The 14228-nt window shown below is 69.1% G+C and carries 10 protein-coding genes; 5 read left to right on the top strand and 5 right to left on the bottom strand.

Going from position 1 to position 14228, the window contains the following annotated elements:
• Positions 1-7: 7 nt before the first annotated feature.
• From ACIBG8_RS21730 to txtE, 4 genes are all read right to left on the bottom strand, one after another.
• Positions 8-568 carry a flavin reductase family protein gene (locus tag ACIBG8_RS21730; RefSeq protein WP_397344675.1) on the bottom strand — a complete coding sequence of 187 codons (561 nt, stop codon included), beginning with the start codon at positions 566-568 and terminating at the stop codon, positions 8-10.
• A 9-nt stretch (positions 569-577) separates the two neighbouring features.
• Positions 578-2113: a tryptophan halogenase family protein gene (locus tag ACIBG8_RS21725; protein WP_397344674.1), complete on the bottom strand. Its 1536-nt coding sequence runs from the start codon at positions 2111-2113 to the stop codon at positions 578-580.
• A 30-nt stretch (positions 2114-2143) separates the two neighbouring features.
• Positions 2144-3373 (bottom strand): nitric oxide synthase oxygenase, encoded by a 1230-nt coding sequence (locus tag ACIBG8_RS21720; protein WP_397344673.1) that lies wholly within the window; start codon positions 3371-3373, stop codon positions 2144-2146.
• 100 nt (positions 3374-3473) lie between these two features.
• Positions 3474-4694, bottom strand: a complete 1221-nt coding sequence (gene txtE / locus ACIBG8_RS21715; RefSeq protein ID WP_397344672.1) for a 4-nitrotryptophan synthase — start codon at positions 4692-4694, stop codon at positions 3474-3476.
• A 239-nt stretch (positions 4695-4933) separates the two neighbouring features.
• Between txtE and ACIBG8_RS21710 the strand changes: the two genes are divergently transcribed.
• Positions 4934-6331 carry a cation:proton antiporter gene (locus ACIBG8_RS21710; protein ID WP_397344671.1) on the top strand — a complete coding sequence of 466 codons (1398 nt, stop codon included), beginning with the start codon at positions 4934-4936 and terminating at the stop codon, positions 6329-6331.
• Between the two features lie 48 nt (positions 6332-6379).
• On the opposite strand, the gene ACIBG8_RS21705 is transcribed toward ACIBG8_RS21710, so the two are convergent.
• Positions 6380-7153, bottom strand: a complete 774-nt coding sequence (locus ACIBG8_RS21705; protein ID WP_397344670.1) for a BTAD domain-containing putative transcriptional regulator — start codon at positions 7151-7153, stop codon at positions 6380-6382.
• Positions 7154-7509: 356 nt separating this feature from the next.
• Here ACIBG8_RS21705 and ACIBG8_RS21700 point away from each other — a divergent pair, with 356 nt between their 5' ends.
• The 4 genes from ACIBG8_RS21700 (at position 7510) to sbnB (ending at position 14228) form a co-directional block, all read left to right on the top strand.
• On the top strand, positions 7510-9429 hold the full coding sequence (locus tag ACIBG8_RS21700) for a BTAD domain-containing putative transcriptional regulator (RefSeq protein WP_397344669.1): 1920 nt from the start codon (positions 7510-7512) through the stop codon (positions 9427-9429).
• Positions 9430-9823: 394 nt separating this feature from the next.
• Positions 9824-12229, top strand: coding sequence for an amino acid adenylation domain-containing protein (locus ACIBG8_RS21695; RefSeq protein ID WP_397344668.1), 2406 nt, complete (start codon positions 9824-9826; stop codon positions 12227-12229).
• The gene (locus ACIBG8_RS21690) at positions 12229-13200 is read left to right on the top strand and encodes a TauD/TfdA family dioxygenase (RefSeq protein WP_397344667.1); all 972 of its coding nucleotides are present in this window, start codon (positions 12229-12231) and stop codon (positions 13198-13200) included. Before ACIBG8_RS21695 ends, ACIBG8_RS21690 begins: the two co-directional genes overlap by 1 nt.
• A complete protein-coding gene (gene sbnB, locus ACIBG8_RS21685) occupies positions 13200-14228 on the top strand; it encodes a 2,3-diaminopropionate biosynthesis protein SbnB (RefSeq protein WP_397344666.1) in 1029 nt (342 codons plus the stop codon). The genes ACIBG8_RS21690 and sbnB overlap by 1 nt, the downstream gene beginning before the upstream one ends.

Raw genomic sequence — 14228 nt, 5'->3', positions numbered from 1 at the left:
TATCGGGCTATGTCACGGCTTCCTTAGGACAAATGTCATGCCGATGGGGGAGGCAGGGAGTGTGGAACGTGCGGGAGCCGTACAGCAGCGGCCGGCCGCCGTCCGCCACCACGTTCTCGACCGTCCCGCAGATGATCACATGGTCGCCGACGATCGCCGAGTCCGCCACCCGGCACTCGGCCATCGCGACGGCGTCGTGGGCGAACCAGGGCAGGCCGGTGAGCGGCGCGGGACGCCAGCGTACGTGCGAGAACCGGTCCGGTTCCGGCGAGGCGAACCGCTCCGCGGCGGCCTGCCCGCTGCTGTGCAGCAGGTTGACGACGAACGCGCGCCGCTCCTGGATCGCGCCCAGGGTGCCGCTGCCGACCTGCAGGCAGACGAGCAACGTCGGAGGATCCAGCGCGACGCTCGCCAGCGACGTGCAGGTCAGCCCGTGCGGTCGGTCGTCGGCGTCGACCGACGTGACGATGGCCACGCCGGTGAACCAGGAGCTCATGAACAGGCGGAAGTGGTCCGCCGGATCGCCCTCCGCGGTCGACCCGGACGACGTCCTAGCAACGACGCTCATGGTGTTCCCTCAGCCGTTGATGGAGGCTAGGTACTCGTAGCAGGACGGCAGCATGGAGACCAGCTCGTCGGCCTCCTTCTGCAGCTGGGCGAAGGCCTCCCTGGCCGCGTCGGCGTCGAGGTGCTTGAGAGCCGGCGAGGCCTTCGGCTGGAGGCCGAGGCCGAGGTTCATGGCGTTCCAGGAGTAGCTCTCGAACCCGTGGTAGTACGGGTAGATCGTCTCCTCGTCCAGGAGCCGGTTCGCGGCGATGTCGAGCCGCTCGGCCAGGCCGTCCGGCATCGGCCTGAGCTTCGCCGCCTTCCAGTACGGGGTGTCCTCGCGCCTGGCGGACTTGTAGTGGAGCACCAGGAACTCCTTGACCCCGTCGACCGCCCGGTTGACGCGGTTGTTGTAGTCGCGCGCCATCGCCGGGTTCCAGTTCTCGTCCGGGAAGTGCTTCACGAGCTGCTCGATCGCGTGCTGGATGAAGAAGATGCCGGTCGACTCCAGCGGCTCCACGAACGCGCTGGACAGCCCGATCGCCACGCAGTTCTTCACCCAGGAGTCGGTGTTGCGCCCGATCCGCATGCGGATGTGGTTGGCCTCCAGATCGTCGCGACCCGGCGCGGCGGCGGCGCGCAGCTCCCGCTCCGCCTCCTCCGGGCTGATGAACTGGTCGGAGTAGACGTAGCCGGTGCCGTTGCGCTCGAAGAGCGGGATCGTCCACATCCAGCCCGCGCTCATCGCGGTGGCCGTGGTGTACGGCTCCATCTGCGTGATGTCCTCACGCGGCACGCGCAGGGCCACCGCGCGGTTGTTCGGCAGCACGTCCTCGAAGGACAGGAACTTCGTGTCGAGCGCCTTGTTGATCAGCAGGCTGCGGAAGCCGGTGCAGTCGATGAACAGGTCGCCCGAGATGGCGCCGTGCTCGGCGGTCTGGATGTCGGCGATGAAGCCGCGCTCGTCCAGGCGGACGTTCTCCACGCTGTCGATGACCCGGCGGACGCCGCGCTTCACGGAGTACTCGGCCAGGTAGGACGCCACCTTGTCCGCGTCGAAGTGGTAGGCGTACGGGAACTGCGCCCGCTGCTCGTCCAGCGTCGAGCGGCCGAGCGAGCCGTCCACCTCCGAGGCGAAGAGCGCGCCGCCGAGCATCCGCGGCGAGCGCTTGGCGTCGCACAGAGCCGTGGTGATGAAGCACTGGCGGTCGTAGGGCTGGCTGTGGTCACCCACCTCCAGCCACCAGTCGGCCAGCGAGAACCCGTCCACGGTCCGCAGCCGCTCGAACGGGTGGTAGAAGTGCTGCCCCGGTGCGCTCCAGTCCTGGAAGCGGATGCCCAGCTTGTAGCCGCCGGCGCACTTGGGCAACCAGTCCGCCTCGTCCAGGCCGAGGTAGTCGAAGAAGTGGCGCACGGTGCTGAAGGTCGCCTCACCGACGCCGATGCGCGACACCTGCGCCGACTCGACGAGCGTGACGTCGACGCTGTCGGTGAAGGCCGCCTTGAGATAACTGGCCGTCATCCAGCCGGCGGTTCCGCCGCCCACAATGACTACGGATCGGATCATGAGTGGTCCCTTCTTGAAGTGCGAAATGCCCTAGTCGGCGGTGGTGCGACCCGGCTGGACCGGGCACTTGCCCCGGCTACGCAAGCTGGCCTCCTCGTCCGGGTGGAAGCCCGGACTCAGCTCGACCTCGTCGTAGTAGCGGTGGAACACCGGCGTGATCCCGCCCGAGATGGGCGGGACGATCCAGCTCCAGTCGGCGGGCACGATCCGGCCCTGGCCCTCCTCCTTCGCCAGGTGCATGAGGAACCGCCGCGACTCGGTGTGGTGGTCGGAGATCTTCACGCCCGCAGACTGGAAGGAGTGCAGCACCGCGATGTTGATCTCCACGAGCGCGCGGTCGCGCCACAACGTGCTCTCGTTCCCGGTGTCCAGGCCCAGTTGCTGGGCCACGTCCGGCAGCAGGTTGTAGCGGTCGACGTCGACGAGGTTGCGCGCGCCGATCTCGGTGCCCATGTACCAGCCGTTGAACGGCGCCAGCGGGTAGTCGAGGCCGCCGATCCGCAGCCGCATGTTCGAGATGGCAGGTACCGCGTACCAGCGCAGCCCCAGGTCGGCGAACCACGGGTACTCGGGATGGGTGAGCGGCACCTCCAGGACGATGTCGCGGGGCACCTCGAAGAACTCGGGCCGCTGGTTGGCGGCCTCGATGACCAGTGGCAGCAGGTCGTACGGCCCGCCGGAGGCTTGCCAGCCCATCTCCCGCACCATGTCGGTGAAGTCCAGGAAGGCCGGGTCGCCGATCACCGCGCCGTCCGGGCTGCGGTGCCCGGCGTACCGGACGAGCTGGTCGTTCCACACGCGCGGTCCCGGGCTGTCGGGCGCGTCCGGGGCGAAGATGGAGATCATCGGCCGGATCCGCCCGCCGTTCGTGGCCAGGCGCAGGTGCTCGCAGAGCTCCCGGTGGATCTCCTCGGCCGACTGCACCTGCCGCAGGTCGCGGACCTGCAGGTTGTTCCAGTAGAGGCGGCCGATGCACCGTGACGCGTTGCGCCAGGCCACCCGGGCGCCGAAGGCCAGTTCGTCGGAGGTCTGCGTGTACGTGCCGGTCGCCGCGATCTCGGCGCGTACCACGGCCACCCGGTCGGGCAGCGCCGGGCTGCGACCGGAGTTCTCGGCGTGGTACCGGCCCAGGAATTCGAGGGCCTCGGACTCGAGATCGGTGACCTCGGTCGACACTGCCAGCTGCGGTCGCGGCCCGGTGAACCGCTGCGCGTGACCGGGGACGGGACAGACGTCCCTGGGGGAGATTTCGGATTGCATCGTCGTTCCTCACGGATGCTCGGAATCCTGCTCTGCCGCCGACGCCGGACACGGGCCGTCCGGGCGCAGGTAACGGCCCGGGTGGCCGCTACCAGGTCGATCAGGCGAGCCGCAACGGAAGCGACCGCAGCGATCGGAACTCCAGGTTCTGGTTCCAGACCGGCTCACCGGCCAGGCTGATCCGGGAGTAGCGCTCGAAGAGCTTGGCGAAGAACCACTTCAGCTCCAGCGAGGCGATCTGCCGGCCCAGGCAGGAGTGCGGCCCGAGACCGAAGGTCAGGTGCTTGTTGCTGTTGGGCCGGTCCAGGTCGAAGACGTCCGGCAGGTCGAACATCCGCCGGTCGCGGTTCGCCGCGCCGAGGAACAGGGCGACGTTCTGCCCCGCCTCGATCGTCGTGCCCTCGATCTCCACGGTCTCGCCGGCCAGCCGCCAGGTGAACTGGTTGGAGGCGTTGAAGCGGACGATCTCGTTGGTCGCGTTGTCAGCGCAGCGCGGGTCGTTCAGGTAGCGGTCGATCTGCTCCGGGTGGGTGGCGAACGCCAGCATGCCGCTGCTGGTCGAGCCCGGGGTGGTCGGCGCGAACAGCGCGATCAGGAGCAGGACGAGCTGGTGGATGGTCTGGTCGACGGAAACCTCGGGCGTCGAGCCCACCGCCGCGGCGAGCCGGGCGATCACCGTGTCGTCGACCACCGTGCCGCGCTTGCCCTGCACCAGCTCCAGGGAGTAGGTGTGCAGCTCGGACAGGTTGTCCAGCAGCACGTCCAGCTCGACCGGCTGGTCCTGCGGCCCCGACCAGTACGTCATCAGGGCGTCCACCCGCGGGATGACGTAGTCGAGGTCCTCCTGCGGGACGCCGAACGCCCGGACGGCCGCGTTGACCGGCAGCTTGGCGGCCAGCGCGGGAACCGCGTCCAGGTACTCCGTCCCGGCCGGGATCGAGGCGACCAACTCGGCCGCGACCTCCTCGATCACCTTGCTGTAGTGCTCGTGGGCGATGCGCGAGAACGCCGACTGCGTCGACCGGCGCAGCGCGGTGTGCTTCGGCGCGTCGGTGTACATCATCACGTTGCTGGTGAACTGGTGGTAGATGTTGTCCTTGGCCAGTAGACGGCCGTCGAACTTCGTGCTGAGCACCTCGGTCATGCGCTCCGCCTTGAAGCGCGTGTCCTTGAGCGCGTCAGCGCAGTCGGCGTACCGGGTCAGAGCCCAGCCGTCGAGGCCCGCACACCAGTGCACCGGGTCGTGATCCGCCAGGTCGGCGTAGACCGGATACGGGTCCGGGATGATCTCGGGGTTCGAAAGTGGGGACGAGTCGCCCATGAAAGCTCCTCCGACTCAGGCCAGCCATCGGCGTTGAAATCCGCCTGGCTCAGGAAGCTACGGGCACGAGGTATCCCTGCCTTATCAGCGATTTATCCGGCGTCCGGCGCGAGGCGAGGATAACGAACCAAAATCCCGGGTCCGTAGATTCCGGGTCCGGCATGGCGACGTCGAGAGGGGAGTGCTATGACCTCCGTCACACGTATGGGTCCGCCGTCCGGAATGGAGTCCTCATCGTGGTGAGCGTCGAGCCGGACCTTCCCACGTCGACCCCGCCCGGCAGGCTGAAAACGATCCGGCACATCGTGCCCTTACGGCTGGTCGGCGGGCTGGTGGTGGTCGCGGCTGCCGTGGCAGCCTTCCAGCTCGACCTGCTGGCCAGCGGCATGGGGCGGCTCGACCCCGTCGCCCCGTTCCTGCTCGCTGTCGCCCTGGTCGTCTTCGTGAGCCACCTGCTCGGCACCGTGATGGAGAGGTTCCACCAGCCGCGCGTGCTCGGCGAGATCCTCGGCGGCCTCCTGCTCGGCCCGTCGGCGCTGACCACCCTGTGGCCCGAGGCGGGCACGTGGCTGTTCACCGCGCCGGTGATGAGCGCCCTCGGCATGGTCTCGCAGCTGGGGCTGGTCACCTTCATGTTCCTGCTGGGCTGCGAGCTGGGCCGGGGTGGCGTGCGCACCTCGCGCGGCGTGGTCGCGCTGGTCTCCGTCGGCGCGATCGGCCTGCCGTTCCTCGGCGGCGCCGGCCTCGCGCTCTTCGGCCAGGGCGCGCTGGCCGGTGACTCCTCGAACCACACCGCCTACGTGGTCTTCTTCGGCCTCGCCCTGTCGATCACGGCGCTGCCGGTGCTCGCCCGCGTCCTGCTGGACCTGCGCATGGAGAGCACGCGGATCGGAACCCTCGCGCTGGCCTGCGCCGCGTCAGGCGACGGCCTGATCTGGATGGCGCTGACCGTCGTGCTCGGCCTGAGCGGCGGGACCTCCATCCTCACGACGGTGGGCGTCGGCGTCGCGCTGGCGCTGATCACCATGTTGTGGGTACGGCCCGCCCTCACCGCCATGATCCGCCGCGCGGAGAGCCGGGGGTCCGCGCGTCAGTTCCTGCTGCCCGTGCTGCTGGCCGGCGCGCTCGGCTACGCCGCGATCACCCACATGATGGGTTTGCACCCGGCGATCGGCGCCTTCCTGTTCGGGGTCGTGGTTCCCCGGGACGTGCCGGTCATGGAGCACCTCAAGCTGCAGTTGCAGGGGTTCGTGATCACGGTGCTCCTCCCGCTCTTCTTCGCCGGGATCGGCCTGACCACGTCGGTCGGCCTGATCGGCGGGTCCGTCGCGCACTGGGGGCTGTTCGTCGCGGTACTGCTGACCGCCATCGCCACCAAGTTCGCCGGCGCGGTCGGCTTCGCCCGCCTGGCCTCGCTGCCGCAGAGGGACGCCTGGCGTCTGGGGGCCCTGATGAACTGCCGTGGGGTGACCGAACTGGTCGTCGCCGCGATCGGGTATCAGCATCATCTGATCAGCGCGCTCGGCCTGACCATGCTCGTTCTGGTGGCGTTGATCACCACGGCGGCGACCCGCCCGCTGATCCATCTGATAGGACTTCCCGCCGATGTCGGAACGGCGGACGCGACTGCCACGTAGCCAACGACGACGGAGTTGGGGGGTGGTCGTCGGCCGACGGCGCTCAGGCTATCTGGCGAGCAGCCTGCCGCCGTTGAACTCCAGGATGATCGACTCGTCCTGGTCGATGACGGCCTGGTGGATGCGCCGAAGCTCAGGGCCCGGGTCGACGCCCAGCTCCTCGGCCAGCAGGTTACGCGCGTTGTCATAGGCGGCGAGGGCACCAACGGTGTCACCGCTCAGATAGAGGGCTCTCATCAGCTGGGAGTGCGACCGCTCCCGCAGCGGGGACTCGGCGATGAGGGAGTACAGGTCGGGGGTGACCCGCGAGGGCGGGACCAGGTGGAGCCGTAGTTCCAGCAGGTCTTCCCAGGCGAGCAGGCGCTGCTCGTTGAGCGCGTCGAGGTGGAGTGCCAGACGCTGCGAGCCTCTGGCGTCCGTTCCTGCAGGGCCGCGCCAGAGCTGCAGCGCGCGTTCCAGCTGGACCGCGGCGTGGGCGATCTCGCCCCGGTCCGCGAGGCTCTGCGACTGGGCAACACGTTCGTGGAAGATGTGCAGGTCAAGATCTCCGGGTTCGATCAGCAGGCGATAGGCGCTTCCTCCTCCTTCTCCGCCCCCTCCACGGATCGTGGTGAGCCGTTCGGTCAGGTTCACGGAGGCCAAGGCTTTGCGCAAGCGTCTGACGTGCAGCCTTATGTTGTCAGCGGCGGACGCCGGCGGATCCTGCCAGATCAGGCTGATGAGCCCGTTGCGCGAGACAGGCTTGCCGTCGGTGATGAGGAAAGCGGTGAGGAGCGTCCGCACCAGGGCGGACCTGGTGTCCAGCGTGGCATCCCCCGCCAAAACCGGACCTAACAGGAAAAAGATCACACTTGCCCCCAAATTAGACATTTGGTACCGAAGTGCCAACAGTGCCATGATCCACGATCACAGATGCTGCTATATCGGCGCAAGCCTCCTAGACGCCGTCCGCTGTTTCATGCGTTACAAGGGTTAACAACCCGTAGTCAACGCCTCTTATACGAACGCTATACGGGAGATATCCATTTGATCTCATATGGTGGATATAGCCGATTTCCGGGAGATTTCTGCGTGTCACCCCGAGTGATTCGACGGACCGCGTCGAATATGTGACTCATCGTAGCCTTCATTATAGTAGGCCACTTTTCTGGGCTCATGGGGTACATCGCAGTGCGGGTATGAGGCAGTCGAGTGACCAGGGGGCAGACATCTACCAGGACTCTTTCCAGGCAACCGGCCGGACGGCCGAAGACTCGTCAGCAGCGGGATTCGACTTCCGGATCCTCGGACCCCTAGAAGTGACGGCAGGCCGCGAACGCGTCGCCATCGGTGGGCGCCGCCAGCGCACGGTACTGGCCACGCTGCTGCTCACACCGGACCGGGTGGCCTCGGTCGACCGGCTGGTCGAGGCGGTGTGGGGCGGTAATCATCCGACGACCAGCAGGACCCAGATCGCCATCTGCGTGAGCAGCCTGCGCAAGGCCTTCAAGGCCGCCGGCTATCCGGGCGAGGTCATCGAGACCGCCCCGCCCGGCTACATGCTCATCGCCGAGGACCACAGGATCGACGCGGTGCGCTTCTCCAGGCGGGCGGAGTCCGCCCAGCGTCTTGCCCAGCAGGGGCGGACGGCCGAGGCGGCGGACCTGCTGGCGGAAGCGCTCGGCCTGTGGCGGGGACCGGCCCTCTCGGGGATCTCCAGCAACACCGTCGAGACCGAGGCGACGCTCCTCGAAGAGCAGCGGTGCGGCGCATACGAGCAGTACGCGGCGCTGCAACTGGAGCTCGGCCGCCACCGCGAGATCGTCCCTGAGCTGTCGGCCCTGGTCCAGGAGCGCCCGTTACGGGAGCACGCGCGCGCCGCGCTCATGCTCGCCCAATACCGTTCCGGCCGCCGGTCCGAGGCTCTGGAGCTCTTCCGCAATGCGCGGGAGGTGTTCGTCGGCGAGCTCGGGCTTGAGCCGGGCAGGGTGCTGCAGGACCTGCACAGCGCGATCCTCCGCGAGGATCCCGAGCTCGCGCCCGACATGGCGCTGAGCACCTCGCCGATCACCATCGTGCCGCGCGCCGGCTCGTCGATGGCCACACTCCCGCCGGACCTTTCGACGTTCGTGGGCAGGGAGGAGGAGCTCGAGACGCTGAACGGCCTGCTGGAGCGCCCCTCCAGGGACCGCTCACCGGCGGTGGGGCTGGTCGTCGGGCGGCCGGGCGTGGGCAAGACCACCCTGGCGGCGTACTGGGCGCGCCTGGTCGAAGGGGCTTTCCCGGACGGCCAGCTGTTCGCCCGCCTCAGGGAGAACGGGAGCGACGACGCCGACCCCGTTCCCGCCGTGGTGACCCGGTTCCTGCGGACCCTGGGCTTCATCGAGGAGGAGATCCCGGACGATCTGGCGGAGCGGGTGGCGCTGTTCCACCGATCGGTCGAGAACCGCCGGATGCTGATCGTGCTCGACGACGTGCAGGACGGCTGGGTCCGTGCGCTGATCCCGCCCAAGGGCGCCTGCTCGGTGCTGATGACCAGCCGCGAGGTGCTATCGATCCCCACCTTGGTACGCCTGCGGCTGAAGCCCCTGCGGCCCACGGAGGCGGTGGCGCTCCTCGACAGGCTCGTCGGAGACGGCCGGGTCAGCGAGAATCCGGGCGTGGCCGTGCGGGTGGCAGCCTTGTGCGACCATCTGCCGCTGGCCCTGGCCGCTGCGGCCGCCCGCCTCACAGCCAAGCCGCACTGGAGCCTTTCCCACCTGGAGAGCCGCCTGCGCGACCCGCTGAACAGGCTCGAGGAGCTCAGCCGCGGCAAGCCCGAGATCCGTGCTGTCTTCGACCTCAGCTACCGCGAGCTCAGCCCGGCGGCCGCCGCCATGTACCGGCGGATCGGCCTGCTGAACGGTTCCGAGACGGACGGTCCCGACCTGGATGTACGGCTCGGCGCCACGCTCCTCGACACCGATCCGACGGACGCGGAGAACCTCATGGAGCAGCTCGTGGACGCCGCGCTGCTGGAGGTGGCGGGGGAGGAGCCGAACGGCCGGTTCCGCTACCGGCTTCCCCGACTGCTGGCGCTGCACGCGCGCGAGTGCGCGAGTCTCTCAAAAACCGGGTGAAATCAAGAGCCAATAGGTTCTTTTCTCGAAATGTAGGTTACCGGATGGCGAACGGGGGTTAACGCTAACCATCCGATGAATATGTGGGCCGTCCGAAATTCACGTAGCGATGATCGCTGGAGATTATTCCGCGCAGGGTATCGCTATACGTACAACCACCCCGGCCGGGTGCGCCGGAATGAGCCCGTGAAGCCCTCGGAAAATTCTCCAGTGAAGACGTTTGTCAGGAGCTCACAGCGCTGACAGGGGCCTGTGAGGGGGCGGCGGGGACCTCCCTCTGGGGGCGACGGAAACGCAGCCGATAACGACAGAGAATCGCCGCTGGCTACGTTCGGGCCAGTGACGATCCGCAGTCGAGGCATCGCGACGTTTTCCATGAGGGGAGGGGACCTCGATGGCGCCCACTGACCGGGGTTTCTGGCAGAGAGTCCTCAGCGCGAGCGGGTCCACCACGATCCCGAGGTGGACCGCGCCGACGGACTCCCCGCCGACCAGCCCGCCGCCGGAGCGTGAGGTGACCGCCGGTTCGCCGGGCGGCTGGTTCACCGCCGCCGAGCTCCTCGCCGCGCACGCCAAGGTGATCGCCGCGTTGCAGGGCGAGCAGCGGGTGCTGACCGGGTTCCTGCCCGACGGGCACGCGGGTGAGCCGCTGCCGTGCCTGCTCGAGGTGGGCGGCGGGTCGTGGCGCGACCTCATCAAGAGCGCGGAGCGGGCGGCAGGGGAAACCACCGCGCACGCCGCCCTCCAAGCCACCGAGCACGCCGAGCCGCTGTTCGAGGTCGTTCTCGGCGCCGCTCGGGGCGAGCTGCCCGAGGGCGTGGTGCTCTGGGTCTCCCACGAGAGCGGGACGCTCCGGCTGCGCTACCGCGCGGACGCGTTCGACGCCGACCACATGGCCAGGATCGGCGGCTACTACGTCAGCGCGCTGCGGATGATCGCCACGGCGCCGGACGACGAGCACGCAGCGCACGTCCTGCTGTCGGCCGAGGAGCTGGACCTCCAGTTCAACGGCCTGGCCGGGCCGGAGCGCGAGCTGCCCGACCGCCGCTTCCACGAGCTCTTCGAGGAGCAGGTGCGCCGCACCCCCGACGCGGTCGCCGCCGTCCACGGGGACCGGCGATGGACCTACGCGGAGCTGAACCGGCGCGCCAACCGGATCGGCCGCGCGCTGCTCGCCGCGGACCTGACCGGCGAGGACGTCGTGGCCGTGGTGACCGAGCGGAACCTGGACTGGATGGCCTCGGTGCTGGCCGTCTTCAAGGCGGGCGGAGCGTACCTGCCGATCGAGCCGCACTTCCCCGCCGACCGGGTGGCCACGATGCTCGGCCGCGCCGACTGCGGCCTGGTGCTCACCGAGCTGGGCAGCGCCGCCACGCTCGAAGAGGCGCTGAAGACCCTGCCGGGAACGCGGAAGCTCCACCTCGAAGAGGTCTACGCGGAGGAGTACGACGACCACGACCTGGGGGTGCGGGTCGACCGGGACGCCCTGGCGTACGTCTACTTCACCTCGGGCTCCACCGGTGAGCCCAAGGGCGCCATGTGCGAGCAGGCGGGGATGCTCAACCACCTCTACGCCAAGATCGACGACCTGGGGATCACCGAGGGGACCGTGGTCGCGCAGATCGCCCCCCAGTGCTTCGACATCTCGCTGTGGCAGCTCGTGTCCGCGCTGCTCGTCGGCGGCCGCACGCTGATCGTGGAGCAGAGCGCCGTCCTCGACGTCCAGCGCTTCGTGGAGCTGGTCTCCGACGGGGTCGACGTGATGCAGGTCGTCCCGTCCTACCTGGAGGTCGTGCTCTCCCACCTCGAGGAACACCCCGGCGGCCTGGGCAGGCTGCGTTGCGTCTCGGCCACCGGCGAGGCGCTGAAGAAGGAGCTGACCGAGCGCTGGTTCGCCGCCTTCCCGCACATCAAGCTGGCCAACGCCTACGGGCTCACCGAGACCAGCGACGACACCAACCACGAGGTGATGGACCGGGTGCCCGTGCGTGACCGGGTGCCCCTCGGCCGGGCCGTCAACAACGTCCGCGTCTACGTGGTGGACGAGGATCTGAACCCGGTGCCGCTCGGCGCGCCCGGCGAGATCGTGTTCTCCGGAGTGTGCGTCGGCCGCGGCTACATCAACGACCCAGAGCGTACGGCGAGCGCGTTCCTGACCGACCCGCACCGGCCGGGCCAGCGCCTGTACCGCTCGGGCGACTTCGGCCGCTGGCTGCCCGAGGGCAAGCTGGAGTTCCTCGGCCGCCGCGACGCCCAGGTGAAGATCCGCGGCTTCCGCATCGAGATCGGCGAGATCGAGAACAGGCTGCTGGGCGCCGCCGGGGTGCGGGACGCCGCCGTGGTCGTGGCCGAGGGGCCGGACGGGGGCAGGACCCTGGTCGCCTTCTACTCCGCGCCCGCCGAGCTGCCCGCCGCCGAGCTGCGCGCGCACCTGTCCAGGAGCCTGCCCGAGTACATGGTGCCCAGCCACGTCCGCTGGATGGAGCGGCTGCCGCTGACCGCCAACAGCAAGATCGACAAGAAGGGGCTGGCCGTGCTCGCGGCGAGCCTCGGAGCCGACGGCCAGGACGCCGTGGAACCGCCGAGCACGCCGACCGAGCAGGCGGTGGCGGCGGCGTGGGCGGAGGTGCTGGGCGTGACGCCCGGCCGTACCAGCCACTTCTTCGACTCCGGCGGAACGTCGCTGTCCGCCGTCCAGCTGGTGGTGAAGCTGCGGCGGGCGGTGTCGCTCAAGGAGCTGAACAGGTACCCCGTCCTGACCGAGCTGGCCACCTTCATCGACAGGAAGGAACGCGTGTGATGGATGCCGAGCTGGACGTCGACGTCGAGGAGGGCAGACCCGCCCTCGTCCGGGTGTCCGGCGCGGGAGACCCCGGCGCATGGGCGGCCGGGCACCGGGACGCCCTGCGCCGGGCGGTCGCCCGTCACGGAGCCGTGATGGTGCGCGGGCTCGGCCCGCGCGACGCGGCCGAGGCGGGCAGGATGCTCAGGAACCTGGCCGCCGAGCTGATGTCCGAGCGGGAGGCGTTCGCCCCGAGACGGGTCTACGAGCAGGGGATCTACTCCTCCTCGAAGTGGCCGCCCAACGAGTCGATGTGCATGCACCACGAGCTCAGCTACGCGCTGGAGGTCCCAGGCACGATGCTCTTCGCCTGCCTCGGCGCGCCGTCACAGGGCGGCGCCACGGCGGTGGCCGAGGCGTCCCGCGTGCTGGCCGCCCTGCCGGCGGATCTCGTCGAGCGGTTCGAGCGCGAGGGCTGGCTCATCACCCGGTCCTACGGCGACGAGATCGGCGTGCCCTGGCAGGAGGCGTTCGCCACCTCCGACCGGGCCGAGGTGGAGAGCTACTGCGCCGCCAACAGGATCACCTTCGAGTGGACCGGCGGCGGCGAGCTCCGCACCCGCCAGCGCCGCTCCGCGGTGATCACCCATCCGGAGCAGGGGCAGCGGCTCTGGTTCAACCAGATCGCCTTCCTCAACGAGTGGACCATGGCGCCCGAGGTGCGCGAGTACCTCGTGGACGTCTACGGCAGGGACGGCCTGCCGTTCAACACGCGTTTCGGCAACGGCGACGAGATCGGCGAGGACGTCGTGCAGACCATCAACAAGACCTACGACTCGGTGACGCTGCGCGAGCCGTGGCAGGCCGGCGACCTGATGCTCGTCGACAACCTCCGCATGGCACACAGCAGGGAAGCGTTCGAAGGATCCCGAGAGGTGCTGGTCGCCATGGGGGATCCGGTCTCGCTGGACTACTTTGGAGAGCTTTGATGCCCCAGCACGTCCCCACCTTCTCCGTGATCTCCGGCGCGCAGGTCCAGCGCGCGCTCCGGGGCCAGGAGAAACCCATGACGGAGATCGTCGAGGCCGCCTACCGGACGCACGGGGCGGGGAACACGGTCAACCCGCCGTCGTACTTCCTGCGCTTCCCCGACCGCCCCAACGCGCGCATCATCGCGCTGCCCGCCTCCATCGGCGGCGACGCGGGCGTGGACGGCATCAAGTGGGTCTCCAGCTTCCCGGAGAACGTCCCGGCCGGGCTGCCCCGCGCCTCGGCGGTGCTGATCCTCAACGACCCGCTGACCGGCTACCCCTTCGCCTGCATGGAGGGCTCGATCATCAGCGCGACGCGGACCGCGGCGTCGGCCGCGCTGGCCGCCGACTGGTTCACCAGGGAGCGCGGGCGCCCGCCACGGGTCGGGTTCGTCGGCACCGGTCTGATCGCCAGGTACATCCACACCTACCTGGCCGGGACCGGCTGGTCGTTCGACGAGGTCGGCGTGCACGACCTGTCCAGCGAGTACGCCGCGGGCTTCGCCGACCATCTGGAGCGGAGCGGCGAGAGCGGCCGGGTCACCGTACACGATGACGTGGAAAGCCTGATCAGGAGCTCTGACCTGCTGGTGTTCGCGACGGTGGCGGCGAAGCCGCACGTGAGCGACCCCGCCTGGTTCGCGCACAACCCGATCGTCCTGCACGTGTCGCTGCGTGACCTCTCGCCGGAGATCATCCTCGCGTCGACCAACATCGTGGACGACGTCGACCACTGCCTGAAGGCCGACACGTCGCCGCACCTGGCCGAGCAGCTCGTCGGCAACAGGGACTTCGTGCACGGCACGCTGGACGACGTGATGTCGGGCCGGGTGGAGCTGCCCGCCGACCGGCCGCTCGTGTTCTCGCCGTTCGGGCTCGGCGTCCTCGATCTCGCCGTCGGCACGCACGTCTACGCCGAGCTGCGCCGCGGCGGGGAGCTCCACGTCGTCGAGGACTTCTTCCATGAACTTCGCCGGTACGGCTAG

The sequence above is a fragment of the Nonomuraea sp. NPDC050556 genome, from assembly GCF_044457355.1.
GTDB lineage: Bacteria > Actinomycetota > Actinomycetes > Streptosporangiales > Streptosporangiaceae > Nonomuraea.
This window is presented reverse-complemented; position numbering and strand designations above follow the sequence as displayed.

Coding starts and splice junctions, on each gene's coding strand:
- ACIBG8_RS21695 (WP_397344668.1), top strand. CDS start 9,824: ATGGCGCCCACTGACCGGGGTTTCTGGCAGAGAGTCCTCAGCGCGAGC.
- ACIBG8_RS21730 (WP_397344675.1), bottom strand. CDS start 568: ATGAGCGTCGTTGCTAGGACGTCGTCCGGGTCGACCGCGGAGGGCGAT.
- ACIBG8_RS21720 (WP_397344673.1), bottom strand. CDS start 3,373: ATGCAATCCGAAATCTCCCCCAGGGACGTCTGTCCCGTCCCCGGTCAC.
- ACIBG8_RS21690 (WP_397344667.1), top strand. CDS start 12,229: ATGGATGCCGAGCTGGACGTCGACGTCGAGGAGGGCAGACCCGCCCTC.
- txtE (WP_397344672.1), bottom strand. CDS start 4,694: ATGGGCGACTCGTCCCCACTTTCGAACCCCGAGATCATCCCGGACCCG.
- ACIBG8_RS21700 (WP_397344669.1), top strand. CDS start 7,510: ATGAGGCAGTCGAGTGACCAGGGGGCAGACATCTACCAGGACTCTTTC.
- sbnB (WP_397344666.1), top strand. CDS start 13,200: ATGCCCCAGCACGTCCCCACCTTCTCCGTGATCTCCGGCGCGCAGGTC.
- ACIBG8_RS21725 (WP_397344674.1), bottom strand. CDS start 2,113: ATGATCCGATCCGTAGTCATTGTGGGCGGCGGAACCGCCGGCTGGATG.